The sequence below is a fragment of the Glycomyces sp. MUSA5-2 genome, from assembly GCF_037034145.1.
Classification (GTDB): Bacteria; Actinomycetota; Actinomycetes; order Mycobacteriales; family Micromonosporaceae; genus Glycomyces; species Glycomyces artemisiae.
Genome location: NZ_JBAGKG010000008.1, coordinates 171775 through 193175, shown reverse-complemented (window position 1 = coordinate 193175; position 21401 = coordinate 171775). Strand labels below are relative to the sequence as shown.

Sequence of the window (21401 nt, the reverse complement as noted above, 5' to 3'; positions counted from 1 at the left end):
TCGTGGCAGAACAGCGCAGATCAGAGGGCTTCAAGGACGACCGGCCGCTGGCGACGGAGGCCGAGGCGAAGGCGGTGGCCTCGGCGGTGCGCCTGCGGATCCTGCGGCTGTGCCTGGACCACGCGCTGACGAACAAGGAGATTGCGCAGCGGCTCGGCGCGAACCCGGCGACGGTGCTGCACCACGTGCGCAAGCTGGTGGAGACGGGGTTCCTCACGCCGCAGGAGGAGCGGATCGGGGCGCGGGGCGCGCGGGAGATCCCGTACCTGGCGACGCGCAAGTCGTGGGCGCTCCAGCTGGGCGAGGAGTTCAAGACCGACCTGTCGGTGGCGATGCTCGAAGCGTTCCGCACGGAGGTCGCGGAGCTCCCGGACCTGGGGCAGGTGAACGCGGGGCGGCTCGGGCTGCGGCTGAACGAGGCGCAGTATGCGGAGGTCAGCCGCCGGTTCAAGGTGCTGTTCGACGAGCTGGCGGTGCTGGAGCCGGGGCCGGGGGCGAAGCCGTATTCGGTGTTCATGGCGATCCACCCGGACTCGGGCCGGGAGTAACGCGAGGATCGTTCGATCCGCGGTCACCCCCGGTCTCAAGGGTGCCGCGGGGGTCCGACAGGTCCGGGGGGGCACTGAGGCGAGGAGTCCGGCGGGCGCCGGGCGAAAAGAGGCGGGACGGGGACCCCTCAGACCCCGCCCCGCCCTCCGAGGCGGTTGTGCCTGCCTCGTGTGTGTGGAAGAAAGCTTCTACTTCTGGTCGAGCAGCCGCTGGACCTTCGCGCGGACCTCGGGCGTGTCGAGCCCGCGGATGGTGAGGGTGGTGCGGCGGCGGAGCACGTCGTCGGGGGTCTCGGCCCACTCCATGTCGCGCGCGTAGACGACCTGCGCCCAGATCTCGGGGGCGTCCGGGTGGACGCGCTCGGCGAGCTCCGGGTGCTCCCCCGCGAGGCGGGCGATGTCGAAGGCTATGGAGCCGTAGTGGGTCGCGAGGTGCTTCGCGGTGTCCTCGCCGAGGTTCGGCAGCGGCGCGCCGCCGTCGGACAGGAGCCGGTGCTGCACGGCGTGCGGGTTGGAGATGCCCGGCAGCGGGAGGCGCCGCGGCAGGTTCTTCATGGGCTCCATCTCGGCGCCGAGCGTGTACCCGGGCATGTCGGCGAGCTTCTTCATCACGGTGCGTCCGATGTGGCGGAACGTGGTCCACTTGCCGCCCGCGACGGAGAGCATCCCGCCGCGGCCCTCGGTCACGACGGTCTCGCGCTTGGCCTTGGCGGTGCTGCCGGGGCCGCCGGGGAGGACCCGGAGCCCGGCGAACGTGTACGTGATGAGGTCGCGGTTCAGCTGGTTCGAGCGGACCGAGTGCCCGGCCTCGTCGAGGATCTGCCTGACGTCCTTCTCGTTGACGGCGACGTCGCCGGGGTCGCCCTCGTACTCCTCGTCGGTGGTGCCGAGCAGGAGCATGTCCTCCCACGGGAGCGCGAAGGTGATGCGGTACTTGTCGATCGGCGTCGCGAGCGCGGCCTTCCAGTGGGCGGTGCGCTTGAGGACGAGGTGGGCGCCCTTGGAGAGGCGGATCGACGGGTCGGACCCGGCGTCCTCCATGCGGCGCAGGTGGTCGACCCAGGGGCCGGTGGCGTTGAGGACGACGTGGGCGTTGACGCCGAACTCGGTGCCGTCCATGCGGTCGCGCAGGTCGGCGCCGGAGACGCGCCTGCGCTGGCCCTGCTTGCCGGTGAAGCGCAGGCCGGTCACCTCGGCGTGGTTGAGGACGACGGCCCCGGCGTCGGCGGCGGCGCGGACGGTCATGAGGGCCATGCGGGCGTCGTTCATCTGGCTGTCGCCGTAGACGGCGACGGCCTTGAGGTCGTCGGTGCGCAGCTCGGGCACGGCCATGCGGGCCTTGACCGGGTTGAGCAGGTGGCCGACGCCGTCGCCGAACGCGGAGAGCGCGGAGTACGCGAACACGCCCGCGCCCATCTTGGCGGCGCCGTGCGGGCCGCCCTTGTAGATCGGCAGGTAGAACGTGAGCGGCCGGGAGAGGTGCGGCGCCACCTGGCGGGTGACGGCGCGGCGCTCGAAGTGGTTCTCCGCGACGAGCTTGACCGCGCCGGTCTGGAGGTAGCGCAGTCCGCCGTGGAGGAGCTTGGAGGAGGCCGACGAGGTCGCCCCGGCGAAGTCGCCGGAGTCGACCAGGGCCACCCGCAGCCCCGACTGGGCGGCGTGCCAGGCGGTGGAGATGCCCAGGATGCCGCCGCCGATGACGAGCAGGTCGAACGTCTGGTTCGACAGGTTGTCGCGCTGCTCGGCCCGGTCCGCGCGCTCCGTGAAGCGTGCGACGGTCGGGTCCTCCCAGTTCGCGGGGAGGTGCTGCAAGGTGGTCATGGCCGCGCTCCTAATTGCACTGTTCTCAGTCTTCCAGCCAGCCCATGGTCCGCTCGACGGCCTTGAGCCAGTTCTTGTATTCGCGGTCCCGCACGTCCGGGTCCATGTCCGGGGTCCATTCGGCGGCGCGGCGCCAGTTGGCGCGGAGGTCGTCGGTGGTGTCCCAGAAGCCGACCGCGAGGCCGGCCGCGTAGGCGGCGCCGAGGCAGGTCGTCTCGGCGACCATGGGGCGCACGACGGGGGCGTCGAGCACGTCGGCGAGGAACTGCATGAGGAGGTTGTTGGAGGTCATGCCGCCGTCGACTTTGAGGGCCGAGAGCTCGACGCCGGAGTCCTTGGTCATGGCGTCGGTGATCTCGCGGGTCTGCCAGGCGGTGGCTTCGAGGACGGCGCGCGCGATGTGCGCCTTCGTGACGTACCTGGTGAGGCCCGCGATGACGCCGCGCGCGTCGGAGCGCCAGTAGGGCGCGAACAGGCCGGAGAAGGCGGGCACGAAGTACGCGCCGCCGTTGTCCTCGACCGAGGCGGCGAGCGTCTCGATCTCGGCGGCGGTCTTGATGAGGCCCATCTGGTCGCGCATCCACTGGACGAGCGAGCCGGTGACGGCGATGGAGCCTTCGAGGGCGTACACGGGGTCCTGGTCGCCGATGCGGTAGCCGACGGTGGTGAGCAGGCCCGACTCGGAGTGGATGAGCTTCTCGCCGGTGTTCATGAGCATGAACGTGCCGGTGCCGTACGTGGACTTGGCCTCGCCGACGGAGTAGCAGGTCTGCCCGAACAGGGCGGCCTGCTGGTCGCCGAGCGCGGAGGCGACGGGGACGCCGCCGAGGAGCTGCCCGAGGGTGCCGCCGGTGACCGTCCCGTAGGTCTCGGAGGAGGAGCGGATCTCGGGGAGCACCTGGAGGGGGACCCCCATCTCCGCCGCGATCTCCTCGTTCCAGCTGAGGTCCTCAAGGTTCATGAGGAGGGTGCGCGAGGCGTTGGTGACGTCGGTGACGTGCACGCCGCCGTCGACGCCGCCCGTGAGGTTCCAGATGACCCACGAGTCCATGGTGCCGAACAGGAGGTCGCCCGCTTCGGCCTTCTCGCGCAGGCCGGGGACGTTGTCGAGGAGCCACGCGATCTTGGGGCCCGCGAAGTACGCGGCGAGCGGCAGGCCGGTCTCGCGGCGCCAGCGGTCCTGGCCGACGTCGCCGCCGAGCTGCTTGCAGAGCTGGTCGGTGCGGGTGTCCTGCCAGACGATCGCATTGTGGACCGGCTGCCCGGTGTGCTTGTCCCACAGCATGGTCGTCTCGCGCTGGTTGGTGATGCCGATGGCGAGGATGTCGTCGCGGCGGGCGCCGGCCTTGACCATGGCCCCGGCGACCACTTCCTGGACGTTGCGCCAGATCTCGGCCGCGTCGTGCTCGACCCAGCCCGGCTTGGGGAGGATCTGCTCGTGCTCCTTCTGGTCGACGGCGACGATGCGCCCGTCGCGGTCGAAGACGATGCACCGGCTGGACGTGGTGCCCTGGTCGATGGCCGCGATGAACGGTCCGGTGTGCGAGTCGGTCATGGTGCGCTCCAAAACATCGTTGTCGAGGCGGAATAGGTCGATTGTGTCCCCATGGCTACGCGAAGGCAACGTTGTAGAGGAGGGCCGCGAGCGAGCCGCCGACGAGCGGGCCGATCACCGGGATCCACGAGTAGCCCCAGTCGGAGGAGCCCTTGCCCTTGAGCGGCAGGAGCGCGTGGACGATGCGGGGGCCGAGGTCGCGGGCCGGGTTGATGGCGTAGCCGGTGGGGCCACCGAGGGAGAGGCCGATGGAGACGACGACGAGGGCGGTGATGAGCACGCCGAGCGCGCCGAGGCCCTTGCCGGAGTCGTTGAGGCCCTGGGTGAGGATCGCGATGAGGAGCACGAAGGTGCCGATGATCTCGGTGAGGAGGTTGAGGACCGGGTTGCGGACCTCCGGGCCGGTGGAGAAGATGCCGAGGACCGGGCCGGCCTTGGCGTCGCCCGCGGTCTCGGGCGGCTCGGGCTGGCTCGCGAGGTCGGCCATGTGGGCCTGGAACTGACCGTAGTAGGCGACCCAGGCGAGGGCCGCGCCGAGCATGGCGCCGACCATCTGGGAGACGATGTAGAGGGGGACCTGGCTCCACTCGGTGCCGCCGGTGATCGCGAGGCCGATGGTGACCGCGGGGTTCAGGTGGGCGCCCGAGACCCCGGCGGAGACGTACGCGCCGGTGAGCACGGCGAAACCCCAGCCGAAGGCGATGGCGAGCCACCCGGCGTTCTGGGCCTTGGACTTCTTCAGGGTGACGGCGGCGCACACGCCGGCGCCGAGCAGGATCAGCAGGGCCGTGCCGACGACCTCGCCGGTGATGATGTCTGTGTTGGACACTTGGAACTCCTTTGTCCGTGCCCGAGTGCGGAGCCGGGGGCGCCGTCCTCGTTGGAAGGGCTTTGTTCACGTCAGTGGCGCGAGTGACCGCTGAAGCCGTTTAGCGTTCGACAATGCCGACCGACGTACGCAAAGTGTTCTCCTTGGTTACCCGCGCGTCAATAGGTATGTGACCACGACCACACTCCCTCCTGAGAACCATGGAAAACTCCTGCAAGACAGGCATACCAGGACCACAAAGGGACCGCAGGAAAGTGGAGAAAAAGGGCAGAGCGCTAGAAGGGCTTGGCGCCGAGGTCGCGCGAGACCGAGCGCGCGGTGTCGCGGACGGCCGCGACGAGCTCCGGACGCAGCTCCCCGTCCCTGCACACGCGCTCGACGGCGCCGGTAATGCCGACCGCGCCCACCGGGAGCCGGTGCCGGTCGAGGATCGGCGCGGCCACCGAGGCCACGCCCTCCCAGGTCTCCTCCAGGTCGGTGGCGTACCCCTGGGCGCGGGTCGCTTCGAGGACCTTCTCGATGTCGGGCAGCTCGGTCACCGTCGCGGCCGTGAACGGCTCGCGCTTGGCGTCGACGAGCTCGGCGTGCGCCACCGGGTCGAGGGCCGTGAGCACCTTGCCGAGGGCCGTGGAGTGCATCGGCTGCATCGCGCCGACCTCCAGGACCTGGCGGCTGTCGTCGGGCCGGAACACGTGGTGGACGATGAGCACGCCGTGCTGGTGGACCACCCCGAGGTACACCGCCTCGCCGCCCGAGCGGGCCAGGTCGTCGGTCCACACCAGGGCGCGGGCGCGCAGCTCGTGGACGTCGAGGTACGTGGTGCCCAGGCGCAGGAGCTCGGCGCCCAGCTGGTAGCGGCCCGAGTCGGGGTCCTGCTCCACGAAGCCCTCGTGCTGGAGGGTGCGCAGGATGCCGTGCGCGGTGGCCTTCGCCAGGCCCAGCGCCGAGGCGATGTCGGACAGGCCGAGGCGGCGCTCGCCGCCCGCGAGCAGGCGCAGCATCGCCGCCGCGCGCTCCAGCGACTGGATGTGCTTGGCCATCCCCCGCCTCCGTTCCGGTCCCGTCCGCCCGCGGCTCCGAGAAACGGCCGCGTTCGACAATGCTAAACACTATCGGCCCTTGCCGACCAGATCGGGACCGACACCGCCCGCAGAGTGAACGCAAAGGGACGGCGGCGGGCCTTCCGGACCCGCCGCCGCCTGAGGAGGAACGCTAGGGGGCGCTAATAGCCGTACCTGCTCTTCAGGTGGCGCCACCAGTCGCGGAGCATCCACTCGTCGAACTGGGTGATCGTGGTCGAGGAGCCCGCCTTCATGATGAAGCAGCACTGGCCCGTCGGCGTCCAGTCGTAGAAGTCGTCGAGGCCGAACGTATGGCCGAGCTCGTGCAGGTAGATGTGGATCTGCGCCGAGTTCAGCGCGCCCACGAAGTACTCCTGGCCCATGCGCTGGCCCCAGTCGCCGCCCGCGCCGCCGCCCATGCCTTGCGTGAGCCACAGGCTCTGGTCGTAGTGGCGCGCCGCGCCGCCCGGGCACTGGGAGTAGTTGCCGTCCTGGTGGAAGAAACGGCCGCACTCCTCGGCGCACTGCGGGGCGTCCTCGCGGATGTCCCCGATGTAGACGTCGACCGAGTTGTCGCTCCACTGGAGGAGGCTGCGGTCCCTTGCGGCCCAGCCGACCACGTTGACGTCGATCTCGTCGAAGGGCCATTCGTTCCAGCCGGCCATCTGGTCGAACCAGCGGTTGTACTGGTCCTGGAGCTTCGCGGCGATCTGGTCGCGGGTCTGGGCCGTCACCGGGTTCTGCGAGTCCCAGCGGACGCAGTAGTTGATGGTGCCGCCGGTCGCCATGACCTGGTCCCAGCCGAAGTTGCGGAAGTTCAGGTCGTACGTGTCCTCGACGTGGGCCCAGACCTCGTTCAAAGGCTGGACCAGGTTCGCGGGCGGGTTCCACTCGTCCTGGCCGGTGCCGCCGGTCGGCCCCTCAGTCGGCGCGGTGGTCGTCGGCGGGGCCGAGGTCGGCACCGCGTCGCCGGTGCACTGGACCCCGTTGAGCGTGAACGAGGTCGGCGTCGCGTTGCTGCTGCCCGAGGTGGTGCCGGAGAAGCCGAAGCTCACCGACGCGCTCGGGGCGAGCCGCTTGTTGTAGTCGACGGCGACGGCCGTGACGTGCGCCCCGGACTGGGTCGCGGTGGTGTTCCAGGCGTTGGTGACCTTCTGGCCGTTCGCGAAGTCCCATTCGAGCTTCCACGGCTCGACCGCGGCGGCGCCGAGGTTCGCGACCTCGACGTCGGCGTTGAAGCCGCCCGGCCACTGGGCCGTGACCTGGTATTCCACGGCGCAGCCGTTCGTCTGCGCCGACGCGGGGTGCATCGCGAAGGTGGCGAGGCTGGCGGCGGTCGCCACGGCGGCGACGCCGGCCAGGACCATGCCCAGTCTTCGCCTGCGGTGCTCGGGGAGTGCCGGTCCCATGTTCAGTTCCCGTCTGTGAGGGCGGCCGGGCCGTTCCCGGCGCGGTGCACTCAGGGTAGAGCGGTAACACGGAGGACACAATGCACCGGAGGCCGATAAATCGAAAACTTTCGATACCGTAGGTTCGGGGTCGAGACGACTGCGACCCCAGGAGGTTCCCGTTGAGCAAGACACCAGTGAGCTTCGCGGTGCACGACGCCCGGTTCAACGTCGGCGGCGACGACTACCTGGAGTGCCTGTTCTCGGGCGGCCGGTGGACCGAGGGCCCCGTCTACGTCCCCTCCGGCAAGTACCTGCTGTTCAGCGACATCCCGAACGACCGGCTCATGCGCTGGGACGAGACCGACGGCTCGGTGAGCGTCTTCCGCTCCCCCGCGGGCTACACCAACGGGCACACCCTCGACCGGCAGGGCCGCCTCGTCTCCTGCGAGCAGGGCGAGCGCCGCATCACGCGGACGGAGTTCGACGGCTCGGTCACGGTCCTCGCCGACCGCTGGGAGGGCCGGAGGTTCAACAGCCCCAACGATGTGGTAGTGGATTCGGCCGGGGCCGTGTGGTTCACGGACCCGCCGTACGGGATCACCAGCGACTACGAGGGCCACCGGTCCGACCCGGAGATCGACGGGTGCCACGTGTACCGCCTCGACCCGGGCACGGGCGCGGTGCGCCGCGTAGCGGACGACTTCCAGCGGCCCAACGGGCTCGCGTTCTCTCCCGACGAGCGGACCCTCTACATCGCCGACACCGCGGGCGGGCACATCAGGTCCTTCGCGGTCGAGGACGGGAAGTTGGTCGGCGGCGCGGTGTTCGCCGAGTCCCCCGGCGGGCGCTTCGACGGCCTCCGCGTCGACGTCGAGGGCCGCGTGTGGGCCGCCGCCGCGGGCGTCCACTGCTTCGACCCCGACGGGAGCCACCTGGCGACCCTCCAGGTGCCCCAGCCCGCCGTGTCCAACCTGGTCTTCGGCGGGCCGAAGCGCAACCGGCTCTTCATCACCGCCACCGACTCGGTGTACTCGATCATGCTGAACACGAACGGGGCCTGGCGGCTCTAGCCGATGGCATGGGCCATCGCCACGACGATGGGCCCCAGGAGCGGCAGGACGACGTTCGAGAAGGCGTAGACGATCGTGTAGGCCATGAGCGGCGTCGCGTTGCCCGCGGCGCCCTGCACGGCGGTGACGCCGGGCGTGGAGCACTGCTGGCCGGTGACGGCGCCGAGCGTCAGCGGCGCCGGGAGCTTCATGACCTTCCAGGCCACGAACAGCGAGATGAACGCCGGGATGGCGGTCATCGCGACGCCCGCGATCGGCAGGCCGACCCCGAACTCCTCGACCAGCTCCACGGCCTGCGGGCCCGAGGACAGGCCGACCGCGCAGATGAACGTGGCGAGGCCGAGCGTCTTGATGACGTCGGCCGCGCCCGAGTCGTACTGCCCGAACGTGGGCCGCTTCGAGCGGATCCAGCCGAACAGGAGGCCCGCGAGGAGGCAGCCGCCGCCGGTGCCGAGCGTCAGCGGGATCGTCCCCACCGTCCACACGAGCATGCCGATGAGGAAGCCCAGGACCACGCCGATCGCGATGAACACCATGTCGAAGGTGACCTTCGGGTCGATCCGGAAGCCGATCATCGGGACCGCCCGCTGCATGTCCCGCGCGGCGCCCGCCAGGCGCAGCGTGTCGCCGCGCTGGATGAGCGTCTTGGGCTGGACGGGCAGCTCGTGGTCCCCGCGGATGATCTTCTGGAGGAACACGCCCTGGCGCTCGGTCTCGAAGTCCCTGCGGATCTCGCCGAGCGTGGACGCCTTGTAGCCCTTGCGGGTCACGACGACGTCGGCGAGGTCGAGGCTCATGCCCATCGACTCGTCGAGGTTCACTTCGGTGCCGACGTGGGCGGCGGCGCCCACGAGCGCTTCGCGGCGGCCCACCAGGAGGACCTTGTCGCCCTCGGCGAGCCGGGTGCCCGGCTCGACCTTGACGGCGGCCCCCTGCCGGAAGACCTCCTCGACGGTGGCCTCGCCGAGGTCCGATTGGAGCTCGGCCACGGTGCGCCCGGCGGCCGCGGTCACCCGGTACTCGCGGCCGACGATCGGCGGGGCCGCGGGTGTCGCGGTCGCGTCGTCCTCGGCGCCGCCGAGCCTGGCCCACAGCTTCGCGGCCTCCTCGCGCAGGTTCACGCGCATGATGAGCGGGAAGAACTGGCTCGACAGGAGCACGATCGTGATGAGGCCGCAGATGTAGGAGATCGAGTAGGCGGTGCCGACGTTCGCCTGGAGCGTCGCGATCTCCGTGTCGGACAGGTCGAGGCGACCGATCGCGTCGGTCGCCGTGCCGACCGCGGCCGACTCGGTGGCGCCGCCCGCGAGCAGGCCCGCGGCGGTGCCGACGTCGAGGTTCATGATGAGCACCGCGGCGGCCGTGATCGCCAGGACCGAGACCACCTCGATGCCGGTGAACGTGGCGTACCGCAGGCTCTTGCGGTTGAGGCTGGCGAAGAACGTCGGCCCCGAGATGTAGCCGAGCGTGAAGATGAACAGCGCGAACGCGATCTGCTTCACCTGGTCGTTCAGCTCGATGTCGGCGACCATCCCGAGGAAGATCGCCACGATCAGCGTGCCCGCGACGCCGCCGAGCGAGATCTTCCAGATCTTCACCCGGCCGACCGCGAACCCGATCGCGAGGCACGCGAACAGCGCGATCTCGGGGGTCGACTCCAGTGTCGACTTGATCCAGTCCATCGCCCCTCCCCCTTACCTGCGGCTGTTCTGGAACGCCTCGTGGTACTCGTCGCCGATGCGGCGCAGGGCCGCGCCGATGCGCTGGTACGCGTCCATGCGGAGGTTCGCCATCGAGACGCGGACCGACCACTCGGGGCCGTCGAAGCCGCCGCCGTTGAGCAGGACGACCGATTCCTCCTGCGCGAGGCGGAATATCGGGTCCACCGGCTCGTAGTTGGCCTGCATCCAGTCGGCGAACTCCGGGCCCCAGTTCCGCTCGGCCCAGCTGAGGAGGTCGAGCTCCACGTAGTAGTGCGCGGCCTCCGGGTCGTCCGGGTAGGGCACGTCGAGGCCCTCCACGAGCTGCTTCAGGCGCCGGGCGATGACGGCCTGGCAGTCCTTCTTGTACTGGTTCTCGGCGTCGGTGAGGCAGTGGAGCGAGAACAGGGCCATCTGGACCTGCTGCGGGGTCGAGAGCCCTGCGGTGTGGTTGAGCGCCACGTCGCGGGAGTCGGCCACGATGCGGTCGATGAACTTGAGCTTCTCCGGTTCGAGCGTGATCGACGCGTACCGCTCGCGCAGCGCCGCGGTGCGGGTCTCTTCGAGCGCGGCGATGCGCTGGTCGAAGACGTTGTCCTTCGCGATGGCGATGACGCCGAGGCGCCAGCCGGTGCAGCCGAAGTACTTCGAGAACGAGTAGACGCCGATGGTGTTGGCCGCCTGGCTCGACATGAGCGAGGTGAACCCGTCGGTGAACGTGCCGTAGACGTCGTCGGTGATGATCGTCAGGCCCGGGTTGTGGTTCGCGACGATGTCGCGGATGCGCTCCAGCGTGGCCTCGGCGAGCTTCACCGACGGCGGATTCGACGGGTTGACCAGGAACAGCGCCTTGATCGACGGGTCCTTGAGCTTGTCGATCTCGGCGTCCGGGTACTGCCAGGTGTGGATGCCCTCCTCGCTGGTGGTCGACGCCTCCAGCGAGACGATGTCGAACGCGTACCGGTCGAGCAGCGGGATCTCCAGGTACGGCGTGAAGATCGGGACCATGAGCGCGATCCGGTCGCCGCGGTGGAGCAGGCCGTTGACCTGCGCCGAGTCGAACAGGTAGCACATCGCGGCGGTGCCGCCCTCCACGGCGTACAGGTCCCAGCCGCCCTTGGGGGCGCCGCCCATCTCGGCGTCGAGGTAGGCGTGGACCACTTTCTCTGCGTGGACGAGCATCCGGTCGGGGACCGGGTAGTGGTCGCCGATGATCGCGTCGGCGAGCTCGCCGACCCAGTCGTCGGCGTCGAAGCCGAGCGCGTCGGTGCCGTACGCGACGTAGCGGCCGAGGGCCTCGGCGCCGGGCGCGGAGGCGTTGGCCTTGAGGTAGTCGCCGAGGCGCGCGGCGATGCCGTCGGACTGCGGCATGCCGCCGAAGGACGCGAACTCGTCCCAGTCGCGGCGGGTCTCGGTGACCGCGAACTGCCCCAGCAGGAAGAACGCGTCGCGGGGCGCCGTCGCCGTCCAGTTGGGGTTGCCGCGGCCGGCGTTGACCATCGCGAGGGCGTTGGCCTTCTCGTTCTCCCCGGCCAGCTCGATGAGCCGGTTCTTCAGCTCGAAGGGGCTGAGCCCTTCGAGGCGGCGTTCTTCGTCGCGGTCGACCGTGGTCATGGCGTTCCCTTTCGAGTGTGCGGTCAGGCGAGGACGGCCACGATGACCGCGCCCCAGATCGTCAGCAGGACGTTGCCGATGGCGTAGGGGATCGTGTAGCCGAGGACGGGGACCTGGCTCTTCGCGGTGTCGGTGATCGCGCCGATCGAGGCGGTCGTGGTGTTCGCGCCCGCGGTGATGCCGAGGTTGACCGGGACGGGGATCTTGAACAGCCACTTGCCGAGGAACATGGTCACGAGCATCGGCAGGAGCGTGACGACGAGCCCGGCGAACACGAGGCTGAGGCCCTCCGATTTGACGCCGGAGACGAAGTCGGGGCCGGCCATGATGCCGACGATGCCCACGAACATGCACAGGCCGCCGGTCGAGAGCATCCAGTTCGCGGCGGGCGGGAACTGCCCGAACGTGGGCGACTTGGCGCGCAGCCAGCCGAACACGAGGCCCATGATGAGCGCGCCGCCGGAGGTCGTCAGGCCGATGTCGGCGCCCGCCACCGCGATCGTGGGGACGCCGATGAGCGCGCCGAGGACGATGCCGATGCCCACGTAGGACATGTCCGTGGCGTCCGAGGCCCGGTTGGGGTAGCCGAGGTCGCCGACGACGGCCTCGACCTCCTCCTTGCCGCCCTGGACGGTGATCTCGTCGCCGCCGTGGATGACCGTGTCGTCGCTCCAGGGGATCTCCTGGCCGCCGCGGACCACCTTGGTGACGAACAGGCGCGGGGCGTGCTCGGCGAAGGCCGGGCCGATCTTCTGCCCCGCGAGCTTCTTGCTGGTGATGACGATCGCGAGCGTCTCCACCTGGTAGTCGAGCAGCTCCTCGTCGTCGACCTCCTCGCCCCACTGGTCGACGCTGAGCGCGACGAGGTCGGGGCGGCGGGCCGCGAGCGTCACCACGTCCCCGGCTTCGATGACGGTGGCGGGCCTGACCTTCTGGACGGTGGTGCCGCGGCGCAGGTCGTGGAACATGATGCGGTGGCCCAGGTCCTCGGCGCGGCGTTCGAGGTCGCCGACGGTGCGGCCCACGACCGAGCCGCCAGTGACGCGGTAGGAGCGGCGGACCACCGAGTAGTAGGCCGGGCCGATGCCCGGTTCCTTCGCGACGCCGAGCCGCTTCTCCATCTCGTGGGCGTCGGCGGCGAGGTCCTTGGAGCCGAGCATGCGCGGGGCGAGCGTCGAGAGGAAGAACGCCGCCGCGGCGGTGCCGAACAGGTAGCAGACCGCGTAGCCGACGGCGACCTGCGACTCCATCTCCTTGACGTCGTCGGCGCTGAGGCCCGGGAGCGCGCTGATCGCGGAGTCGGCGACGCCGATGACCGCGGACTGGGTGAGGCCGCCCGCGAGGAGCCCGGCGCCCCAGCCGGGGCCGTAGCCGAGGGCCTTGGCGAGGACGATGACGATGCCCAGGCCCACGACGCAGTTGATCACCGCGAGGAGCACCTGCTTGAGGCCGTCGCCTTTGAGGCCCGCGAAGAACTGGGGGCCGACGTTGTAGCCGAGGGCGAACAGGAAGGCCACGAACGCGACGGTCTTGACGAGGTCGGGGATGTCGATGCCGGAGAAGACGATGCCGACGAGGACGCCCGCGAGGAGCGTCCCGGTGACCGGCCCGAGGGCGATGCCCTTGATCTTCAGCTTGCCGACGAAGAACCCGAGGCCCAGCGCGAGGAAGATCGAGATCTCGGGGTGCGCGACGATCGAGTCCTCAAGCCAGTTCCACACCGTGACCCCCGCAACACCGACAGTAGTCAGCCGAATGTACTGGAAACGCGCCGTCCACTCGGGTGGTTCGCGGGAGTTCGCGTTCGCCCCATGTTGCAGCAATGAAAACTTTCTTCACATCGTTGACAAGTCAAGAAGAGTTCCGTCATGCTGTCCGATACCCTGAGGGCCCGCAGGGCACCGCGTCCGCGGGAGAGCCCCAGGCGCCCGGAACCGAATGCGAGGACCTGCACCCCATGAATCCCCATGCCCTGACGCGGCGGCTCCTGGCCGCCGCGGCCGCGCTCCTGATGTCGGCCGGAGCGCTGGCCGTCGCCGCGCCCGGCGCGGCGGCCCAAGAGGAGGACAAGGACACCCTGCTCATCGCCACGAACCAGGAGGTCGACACCTTCAACCCGTTCAAGCGGCGGTTCGTCATCACGTACGAGACGAGCATGATGACGTACGAGACGCTCGTGCGCATCGGCGCGGACTACGAGCCCGAGCCGGGCCTGGCGACCGAGTGGGAGGAGTCCGAGGACGGTCTCACCTGGACGTTCACGATCCGCGACGGCGCGACCTGGTCGGACGGCGAGCCGCTGACGGCCGAGGACGTGGCGTACACGTACGGCCTGCTCATCGAGAACCAGGCGATCCACGACTGGAACATCGACTTCGCGGGGAACCTCGTCTCCGCGGAGGCCACCGACGAGACGACGTTCGTGCTCACCCTCGCCGAGCCGTCCCCGTGGGACGTGCTCACGCGCGAGGTCTACATCGTCCCCGAGCACGTCTGGTCGACGTACGCCGACCCGTCGGCCGACGACGCGAACCAGCTCCCGCTGGTGGGCTCGGGCCCGTTCCAGGTGACCGAGTACCAGACCGACGAGTTCATCCGCCTGGAGGCCAACGAGTCCTACTGGGAGGGCGCGCCCGGCTTCGACGAGGTCGTCTACGACTACTACACCGAGACCGACGCGGCCGTGGCCGCGCTGGAGGCCGGCGAGGTCGACATCGTGGGCAACGGGATGGGCGGCCTGAACCCGGCCCAGACCGAGGCGCTCGCGTCGCAGGACCACGTCACCGTCAACGACGTGGAGGGCCGCCGGTACGTCTCGCTGACCCTGAACTACAACTCGGTGACCCAGGACGGCACCGAGTTCGGCGACGGGCATCCCGCGCTCAAGGACCCGGTCGTGCGGCAGGCGCTGCACATGGCGCTCGACAAGCAGGCGCTCGTGGACACCGTGCTCGACGGCTCGGGGACCCCGGCGGTCGGGATCATCCCGGCGATCTTCGAGCAGTACCACTGGGACGGCGGCGACCAGCTCGTCGAGTTCGACATCGAGGGCGCGAACGCCCTGCTCGACGAGGCGGGCTACGTGCGCGGCGACGACGGGATCCGGACCATGCCGGAGACCGGGCAGCCGCTGAGCTTCCGGTTCTACCAGCACGCCGACAACACCGCGTACGCCACGATCGCGCAGTTCGCGACCGAGTGGTGGGCCGAGATCGGCATCGAGGTCGTGCCCGAGGCGATCGAGCAGTCCGCGCTGAACGACCTGGCCTACCTGGGCGAGTTCGACATCGCGTTCTCCGGCTGGGGCGTGGGCCCCAACCCGACCGAGCAGCTGGGCATGCACACGTGCGCGGTCCTGCCGACGCTCACCGACGGCACCGAGCGCTCCAGCGAGAACAACTACTGCAACCCGGAGTTCGACGCGCTCCACGAGCAGCAGAAGGTCGAGTCCGACCCGGACGCGCGCGCCGAGCTCGTCAAGCAGCAGCAGGCGCTCATGTACGCGGACACGCCCGTGATCTACCTGTACTACCAGAACGTCATGGAGGCGTACAACCACGACCGGATCACCGGCATGACGACGCAGCCCTCGGAGGGCGGCATGGTCACCGGCCAGCAGGGCTTCACGTGGTCGTACTACACGGCGCAGCCGGCGGGGGCGACCGAGGAGTCGGGCGTCCCGGTGTGGGTGTGGATCACCGTCGGCGCGGCGGTGGTCGTGGTCGTGGCGGGCGGCATCTGGTTCGCGATGCGGCGCAAGAGCACCGCGGACGAGCGCGAATGACCGAAGTGCCACCTCCCGCGGGCGGGGCTGCGGCCCCGCCCGCGGGGCGGCGCGCGCGGCGCACGTCCTCGGGCTTCGGGCGCTACCTGCTCAAGCACGTCGGCGGCGCGGCCGTGTCGCTCCTGCTCGTGCTGTTCTCGTCGTTCTTCATCTTCCGGCTCATCGGCGGCGACCCGATCGACCAGCTCACCCGCGAGCGGCCGGTCTCCCCCGAGCAGCGGGCCGCGATGCGCGCCGAGATGGGCCTCGACCAGCCCATGGTGAAGCAGTTCTGGGACTACATCACCGGGACGCTCACGATGGACCTGGGCGACTCGTTCCAGTACCGGCGCCCGATCTTCGACCTCATCGTCGAGCGGCTCCCGGCCACGCTCCTGCTCTCGGGCACCGGCATGGTGCTCGCGGTGGTCCTGGGGCTGTGGATCGGGACGCGCTCGGGCTGGCGGCAGGGCAGCCGGTACGACCGCGCCCACGTCGGGACCGGGCTGCTGCTGTACTCGGCGCCCACGTTCTGGCTCGGCATGATCGTGATCCTGGTCTTCGCCAGGTACATGGGGCTGTTCCCGGTCAACGGGATGCGCTCGCCGAGCACGCCGCCGGACTTCTGGTCGCAGGCGCTCGACATCGGGCACCACCTGGTGCTGCCGGTCCTCACGTACACGGCCGTGGTCTACGCCGGGTACCTCATGATCATGCGCTCCTCCATCTTGGACGAGATCGGCTCGGACTACCTCACCACCGCGCGGGCCAAGGGCCTGCGCGACGACGAGGTGCGCGACAGGCACGCCGTGCCGAACGCGCTGCTGCCGACGGTGACGCTCGTGTTCCTCGCGATCGGCGGGGTCGTCAACGGCTCCATCGTCACCGAGGCGGTCTTCTCCTGGCCGGGGCTCGGAAGCCTGTTCGTGCAGGCGATCTTCTACCCCGACCGGCCCGTGCTGCAAGCGCTGTTCGTGCTGTTCTCGGCCTCGACCATCCTCGCGGTGCTCGCCGCCGAGATCCTCTACTGGTTCATCGACCCACGGATTCGGAAGTCATGACGGCATCCACCACCACCTCCCCGCGGGCCCTCGCATGGGCCCGGCGGCGGCAGTCCTTCGCGCGGTCGTGGGCCGCGTACCGGGCCCAGCGGACCGGCATGGTCGGCCTGGTCCTCCTGGGCGCCATCGTGGTCCTCGCGCTCGCCGCACCGGTCCTCATCGACGAGTCCGCGCTCAGCGTCACGCAGGCCACCGGCGGGCGCATGGAGCCCCCGAGCGCGGAGTTCCCGCTCGGCACCGACGAAGTGGGCCGCTCGGTCCTCGCGCTCACGCTGTGGGGCTCGCGGCTGTCGCTCCTCATCGGACTCACCGCGACGGTGGTCGCGATCCTCATCGGCACCGCCGTCGGCGTCACCAGCGGCCACATCGGCGGCGCCTACGGCTGGTTCGCGCTGCGGATCTCCGACTGGTTCATGGTGCTCCCCAGCCTCGTCGTCGCCATCGCGCTCCTCGCGGTCCTGGGCCGCAGCATGGGGACCACGATCCTCGTCATCGCGCTCGTCTCCTGGTCCGGTACGACGAGGCTCGTGCGGGCCCAGACGCTCACCGTCCAGGCCCGGCCGTACCTGGAGCGCGCCAGGGCGCTCGGCGCCGGGCACTGGCACCAGATGACGAAACACATCTTGCCGAATGTGCTGCCGCTCGTGCTCGCCAGCGCGACGCTGCTGGTGCCCTCGGCGATCCTCATGGAGTCCTCGCTCGCGTGGCTCGGCCTGGGCGACCCGAACGTGGTGTCGTGGGGCTCGATCCTCAACCGCGCCAGCGACAACGGGGCGGTGTCGGCGCACGCGTGGTGGTACCTGCTGCCGCCGGGCCTGGCGATCCTGCTGGTGGTGCTCGCGTTCATGATGTGCGGGCGGGCCCTTGAGGCTGTGTTCAACCCGAGGCTGCGAGGGGAGCAGGGATGACGCTCTTGGAGTTCCGGGACGTGCACGTCACGTACACCGGGTCGCGCGGCCGGGTCCCGGCCGTGCGCGGCGTGGACTTGGCGCTGGAGGCCGGGCAGGTGCTCGGGGTCGCGGGCGAGTCGGGGTGCGGGAAGTCGACGCTGGCGATGGCGGTGCTGCGGCTGCTGCCGAAGTCCGCGGAGGTGTCCGGGGAGATCCTGCTCGACGGGGAGGACCTGCTCACGATGGGGTGGGGCCGGCTGCGGGCGGTGCGGTGGACGGGCGCGTCGATCGTGTTCCAGGGGGCGATGCACTCGCTGAACGCGGTGCAGCGGATCGGGCGGCAGGTGGCCGAGCCGATGCTGGTGCACGACAAGGACTTGAGCGCGGCGAAGGCCGCGAAGCGGACGGAGGCGCTGCTGGAGCGCGTCGGCCTGCCGCCGTCGCGGGCGCGGAGCTTCCCGCACGAGCTGTCGGGCGGCCAGCGGCAGCGGGTGATGATCGCGATGGCGCTGGCGTGCGACCCGGATCTGATCATCGCCGACGAGGCGACGACGGCGCTCGACGTGATGGTGCAGGCGCAGGTGCTGCAATTGATCTCGGGCCTGGTGAAGGAGCGCGGGGTGGGGCTGGTGATGATCTCCCACGACCTGTCGGTGCTCTCCGCGACGTGCGACACGGCCGCGGTGATGTACGCGGGCAAGGTGGTCGAGCAGGGTCCGGCGCACGAGGTGTTCGCGCGGGCGCGGCATCCGTACTCGGCGGCGCTGGGCGCGGCGTTCCCGGTGATCGGGGACCCGGCGTCGCGGCGCAATCCGGGCGGGCTGGCGGGCGATCCGCCGGACCCGGGGCGGCTGCCGGAGGGCTGCTCGTTCCGGCCGCGGTGCGCGGTGGCGGTGGAGCGGTGCGGCGAGGCGTCGCCGGAGCTGCTGGAAGTGGAGGGCGCGCGGTGGTCCGCGTGCTTCGTGGCGCAGGAGGGGGAGCCCGTTGTCCTCGGATAAGGTGCTGACGGCGCGGGGCCTGCGGGTCGAGTTCGGGCTGCCGGGCGGGCGGGTCGCGCGCGCGGTGGACGGCGTGGACCTTGATGTGGCGCCGGGTGAGATCGTGGCGCTGGCGGGCGAGTCCGGCTGCGGGAAGACCACATTGGCGCGCACGCTCCTGGGTCTGGAGCGTGCCACGGGGGGTGAAGTCGCCTTCGGCAATGTGCCGCTGGGGCGGTCGACGAAGGCGCTGAAGGCGTACCGGCGGCAGGTGCAGCTGGTGCTCCAGGACCCGTCGGGGGCGCTGAACCCGCGGCACACGGTGTACGACGCCGTGGCGGAGGGCCTGCGCATCCACGGGATCACCGATGACGAGCCGGGCCGGGTGGCCGAGGCGCTGTCGCGGGCGGGCCTGCGGCCGCCGGAGCGGTTCTTCCTGGCGTACCCGCACGAGCTGTCGGGCGGGCAGCGCCAGCGCGTGGTGATCGCGGGGGCGCTGGTGCTGGAGCCGAGCATCCTGGTGGCGGACGAGCCGGTGGCGTCGCTGGACGCGTCGGTGCGCGGGGAGATCCTGTCGCTCCTGCTGCGACTCAAGGAGGACGCGGGGCTCGGGGCGCTGGTGATCACGCACGACCTGGGTCTGGCGTGGAGCATCGCGGACCGGATCGCGATCATGTACCTGGGGCGGATCGTGGAGCAGGGGCCGGTGGAGCAGGTGCTCACCGAGCCGCGGCACCCGTACACGCGGGCATTGGTGTCGGTGCTGCCGGACTCCCCTGTGGCGGAGCCGGTGGTGCTGGCGGGCGAGCTGCCGGACGCGTCGCGGATTCCGGGCGGGTGCCGGTTCCGGCCGCGGTGCCAGGAGGTGGCGGCGGGGAACGCGCTGAAGGTCCTGGATCAGTGCGAGGGCGTGGACCCGGCGGTGCTGGGGCCGGACGCGGAGCCGCATCTCGTTGCGTGCCACCTCGACCGGGCGCTGCGCGACCCTGCGAGGATGTCGGTGTGAAGATCCTCATCAGCGCCGACATGGAGGGCGCCACGGGCGTGACGTGCCCGGAGGACGTGCTGCCGGGCGGGCCGGGCTGGGAGCGGATGCGGCCGGTGTTCACCGGGGACGTGAACGCGGCGGTGCGGGGCCTGTTCATGAGCGGCGCGGACGCCGTGGTGGTGAACGAGGCGCACTGGTCGATGCGGAACCTGCTGCTGGAGCGCCTCGATGCGCGGGCGACGATGATCACGGGGCGGCACAAGGACCTCTCGATGATGGAGGGCGTGCAGCACGGGGACGTGGACGGCGTGGTGTTCCTCGGGTACCACGCAGGCGCGGGCGCCGAAGGGGTGCTCGCGCACACGTACCTGGCGAACACGGTGACGGGCGTGTGGCTCGACGGGGTGCGCGCGAGCGAGGGGCGTCTGAACGCGGCCGTTGCGGCCGAGTTCGGGGTGCCGGTGATCATGGTGATCGGCGACGACAAGGCCGTGGAGGACGCGGAGGGCTATGCGCCCGAGGCGGTCGGCGTGGCGGTGAAGGAGTGCGTGTCGCGGTACGCGGCGCGGTGCGACCCGCCTGAGGTGACCGCCGAGGCGATCAGTGCCGGGGCGGCCGCGGCGGCGGCGCTGGCGGTCCGGCACGAGCCCGTGGTGGGTCCGCACCGGGTGGAGGTCGAGTTCGACGCCGACCACCTGGCGCGGGCGGCGACCGTGATCCCGGGCGTGGCAGTGTGCGGGGAGCGGCGGATCGGGTACGAGTCGGCGACGATGTACGAGGCGATCCGCTGCTTCAAGGCGGTCACGACCCTGGCGAGCGCGGCGATGGAGGAGCAGTATGGCTGATGCGCAGGCGCTGGAGGAGGTCGTCGCGTTCACGCGGGACCTGATCCGGTTCGACACGACGAACCTGGGCGGCGGGGACGGGAACGAGCGGGCGGCGGCGGAGTTCGCGGCCGAGCGGCTCGCCGAAGCGGGCCTAGAGCCGGTGATCCTGGAGAAGGCCCCGAACCGGTCCAATGTGGTTGCGCGCCTGGAGGGGACGGATCCGCAAGCCCCGGCGCTGCTCGTGCACGGCCACCTGGACGTGGTGCCCGCGGCGGCCGCGGACTGGTCGGTGGACCCGTTCGGCGGGGAGATCGATGCGGACGGGATGCTCTGGGGCCGCGGGGCGATCGACATGAAAAGTATGGATGCGATGATGCTCGCGGCCGTGCGGTCGTGGGCGCGCGAAGGCCTGCGGCCGCGGCGGTCGATCGTGTTCGCGTTCGTCGCCGACGAGGAGGCCGAGGCGGACTACGGGTCCCGGTACCTCGCCGAGGAGCACGCTGAGAAGTTCGAGGGCTGCACCGAGGGGATCTCGGAGTCCGGCGGGTTCACGTTCCACAGCAATGGAATGCGGATCTACCCGATCGCGGCGGGCGAGCGCGGCACGGCCTGGCTGGAACTGACGGCCCGCGGCCGGGCCGGGCACGGATCGAAGCGCAACCCCGACAACGCGGTGAGCAAGCTGGCGGCGGCGGTCGCGCGGATCGGCGCGCACGAATGGCCGCTGCGGGTCACGCCCGTGGTGGAGGCCGCGGTCGCCGAGCTCGCGGCGCTGCACGGCGTCGCGCCTGACTACGAGGACCTGAGCGGGCTCGGCCCGGCCGCGCAGCTCGTGGAGTCGACGCTGCGCAACAGCGCGAACCCGACGGTCCTCGAAGCGGGCTACAAGGTCAACGTGATCCCCGAGCACGCGCGCGCCGAAGTGGACGGCCGGGTGGTGCCTGGCGGCGAGGCCGAGTTCGAGGCGACGATGGACGGGCTGTGCGGCCCGGACGTGCAGTGGCGGTACGCGCACCGGTCCCGGTCGCTCGCCGCGCCCGTGGACTCGCCGGTCTTCGCGGCGATGCGGGCCGCGATCCTCAAGCACGACCCCGAGGGCCACCCGGTGCCGTTCTGCATGTCGGGCGGGACGGACGCGAAGGAGTTCTCGCGGCTGGGGATCACCGGCTACGGGTTCTCGCCGCTGGCGCTGCCGCCCGAGTTCGGGTACGGGACACTGGCGCACGGCGTGGACGAGCGCGTCCCCGTGGAGGGGCTGCGGTTCGGCCTGCGGGTCCTGGACGACTTCCTGCTGAACGCTTAGGAG

The 21401-nt window shown here is 70.7% G+C and carries 17 protein-coding genes; 9 read left to right on the top strand and 8 right to left on the bottom strand.

Annotation, left to right across the window (positions count from 1 at the left end; genetic code table 11):
- Positions 1-2: 2 nt before the first annotated feature.
- Complete coding sequence (locus WA640_RS23195; protein WP_335990909.1) at positions 3-548, top strand: ArsR/SmtB family transcription factor; 546 nt, start codon at positions 3-5, stop codon at positions 546-548.
- A 189-nt stretch (positions 549-737) separates the two neighbouring features.
- Here WA640_RS23195 and WA640_RS23190 read toward each other — a convergent pair whose 3' ends face one another.
- The 5 genes from WA640_RS23190 to WA640_RS23170 form a co-directional block, all read right to left on the bottom strand.
- The gene (locus WA640_RS23190) at positions 738-2369 is read right to left on the bottom strand and encodes a glycerol-3-phosphate dehydrogenase/oxidase (RefSeq protein WP_335990907.1); all 1632 of its coding nucleotides are present in this window, start codon (positions 2367-2369) and stop codon (positions 738-740) included.
- A gap of 25 nt (positions 2370-2394) precedes the next feature.
- Positions 2395-3924: a glycerol kinase GlpK gene (gene glpK, locus WA640_RS23185; protein ID WP_106366712.1), complete on the bottom strand. Its 1530-nt coding sequence runs from the start codon at positions 3922-3924 to the stop codon at positions 2395-2397.
- 55 nt (positions 3925-3979) lie between these two features.
- A complete protein-coding gene (locus tag WA640_RS23180) occupies positions 3980-4753 on the bottom strand; it encodes an MIP/aquaporin family protein (protein WP_335990905.1) in 774 nt (257 codons plus the stop codon).
- A 275-nt stretch (positions 4754-5028) separates the two neighbouring features.
- Complete coding sequence (locus tag WA640_RS23175; RefSeq protein WP_106366674.1) at positions 5029-5793, bottom strand: IclR family transcriptional regulator; 765 nt, start codon at positions 5791-5793, stop codon at positions 5029-5031.
- 182 nt (positions 5794-5975) lie between these two features.
- On the bottom strand, positions 5976-7124 hold the full coding sequence (locus tag WA640_RS23170) for a cellulose-binding domain-containing protein (RefSeq protein WP_442904805.1): 1149 nt from the start codon (positions 7122-7124) through the stop codon (positions 5976-5978).
- Positions 7125-7384: 260 nt separating this feature from the next.
- Between WA640_RS23170 and WA640_RS23165 the strand changes: the two genes are divergently transcribed.
- Positions 7385-8275 carry an SMP-30/gluconolactonase/LRE family protein gene (locus tag WA640_RS23165; RefSeq protein WP_335990903.1) on the top strand — a complete coding sequence of 297 codons (891 nt, stop codon included), beginning with the start codon at positions 7385-7387 and terminating at the stop codon, positions 8273-8275.
- Here WA640_RS23165 and aspT (WA640_RS23160) read toward each other — a convergent pair.
- From aspT (WA640_RS23160) to aspT (WA640_RS23150), 3 genes are read right to left on the bottom strand one after another with little or no spacing between them, the layout of a single operon-like run.
- Positions 8272-9957: an aspartate-alanine antiporter gene (gene aspT, locus WA640_RS23160; protein WP_335990902.1), complete on the bottom strand. Its 1686-nt coding sequence runs from the start codon at positions 9955-9957 to the stop codon at positions 8272-8274. The genes WA640_RS23165 and aspT (WA640_RS23160) overlap by 4 nt on opposite strands.
- A gap of 12 nt (positions 9958-9969) precedes the next feature.
- Positions 9970-11589, bottom strand: a complete 1620-nt coding sequence (gene aspD, locus WA640_RS23155) for an aspartate 4-decarboxylase (protein ID WP_335990899.1) — start codon at positions 11587-11589, stop codon at positions 9970-9972.
- Between the two features lie 23 nt (positions 11590-11612).
- Positions 11613-13310, bottom strand: coding sequence for an aspartate-alanine antiporter (gene aspT, locus WA640_RS23150; RefSeq protein ID WP_335990897.1), 1698 nt, complete (start codon positions 13308-13310; stop codon positions 11613-11615).
- 236 nt (positions 13311-13546) lie between these two features.
- Here aspT (WA640_RS23150) and WA640_RS23145 point away from each other — a divergent pair, with 236 nt between their 5' ends.
- The 7 genes from WA640_RS23145 to WA640_RS23115 are packed head-to-tail and all read left to right on the top strand — an operon-like array spanning position 13547 to position 21398.
- Positions 13547-15373 (top strand): ABC transporter substrate-binding protein, encoded by a 1827-nt coding sequence (locus tag WA640_RS23145; protein ID WP_335990896.1) that lies wholly within the window; start codon positions 13547-13549, stop codon positions 15371-15373.
- On the top strand, positions 15370-16413 hold the full coding sequence (locus tag WA640_RS23140) for an ABC transporter permease (RefSeq protein ID WP_106366668.1): 1044 nt from the start codon (positions 15370-15372) through the stop codon (positions 16411-16413). The genes WA640_RS23145 and WA640_RS23140 overlap by 4 nt, the downstream gene beginning before the upstream one ends.
- On the top strand, positions 16410-17321 hold the full coding sequence (locus WA640_RS23135; RefSeq protein ID WP_335990895.1) for an ABC transporter permease: 912 nt from the start codon (positions 16410-16412) through the stop codon (positions 17319-17321). Before WA640_RS23140 ends, WA640_RS23135 begins: the two co-directional genes overlap by 4 nt.
- Entirely contained in the window at positions 17318-18301 is a 984-nt protein-coding gene (locus tag WA640_RS23130) for an ABC transporter ATP-binding protein (RefSeq protein WP_335990894.1), read from the top strand. The genes WA640_RS23135 and WA640_RS23130 overlap by 4 nt, the downstream gene beginning before the upstream one ends.
- Positions 18288-19286, top strand: coding sequence for an ABC transporter ATP-binding protein (locus tag WA640_RS23125; RefSeq protein WP_335990893.1), 999 nt, complete (start codon positions 18288-18290; stop codon positions 19284-19286). The genes WA640_RS23130 and WA640_RS23125 overlap by 14 nt, the downstream gene beginning before the upstream one ends.
- Entirely contained in the window at positions 19283-20113 is an 831-nt protein-coding gene (locus WA640_RS23120) for a M55 family metallopeptidase (RefSeq protein WP_335990892.1), read from the top strand. The genes WA640_RS23125 and WA640_RS23120 overlap by 4 nt, the downstream gene beginning before the upstream one ends.
- Complete coding sequence (locus WA640_RS23115; RefSeq protein ID WP_335990891.1) at positions 20106-21398, top strand: M20/M25/M40 family metallo-hydrolase; 1293 nt, start codon at positions 20106-20108, stop codon at positions 21396-21398. Before WA640_RS23120 ends, WA640_RS23115 begins: the two co-directional genes overlap by 8 nt.
- The last annotated feature ends 3 nt before the right edge of the window (positions 21399-21401 follow it).

Bases quoted from the DNA above. Each gene is read 5' to 3' on its own strand.
- WA640_RS23190 (WP_335990907.1), bottom strand. From the start codon at position 2,369: ATGACCACCTTGCAGCACCTCCCCGCGAACTGGGAGGACCCGACCGTC.
- glpK (WP_106366712.1), bottom strand. From the start codon at position 3,924: ATGACCGACTCGCACACCGGACCGTTCATCGCGGCCATCGACCAGGGC.
- WA640_RS23175 (WP_106366674.1), bottom strand. From the start codon at position 5,793: ATGGCCAAGCACATCCAGTCGCTGGAGCGCGCGGCGGCGATGCTGCGC.
- WA640_RS23170 (WP_442904805.1), bottom strand. From the start codon at position 7,124: ATGCACCCCGCGTCGGCGCAGACGAACGGCTGCGCCGTGGAATACCAG.
- aspT (WP_335990902.1), bottom strand. From the start codon at position 9,957: ATGGACTGGATCAAGTCGACACTGGAGTCGACCCCCGAGATCGCGCTG.
- aspD (WP_335990899.1), bottom strand. From the start codon at position 11,589: ATGACCACGGTCGACCGCGACGAAGAACGCCGCCTCGAAGGGCTCAGC.
- WA640_RS23145 (WP_335990896.1), top strand. From the start codon at position 13,547: ATGAATCCCCATGCCCTGACGCGGCGGCTCCTGGCCGCCGCGGCCGCG.
- WA640_RS23140 (WP_106366668.1), top strand. From the start codon at position 15,370: ATGACCGAAGTGCCACCTCCCGCGGGCGGGGCTGCGGCCCCGCCCGCG.
- WA640_RS23135 (WP_335990895.1), top strand. From the start codon at position 16,410: ATGACGGCATCCACCACCACCTCCCCGCGGGCCCTCGCATGGGCCCGG.
- WA640_RS23130 (WP_335990894.1), top strand. From the start codon at position 17,318: ATGACGCTCTTGGAGTTCCGGGACGTGCACGTCACGTACACCGGGTCG.
- WA640_RS23115 (WP_335990891.1), top strand. From the start codon at position 20,106: ATGGCTGATGCGCAGGCGCTGGAGGAGGTCGTCGCGTTCACGCGGGAC.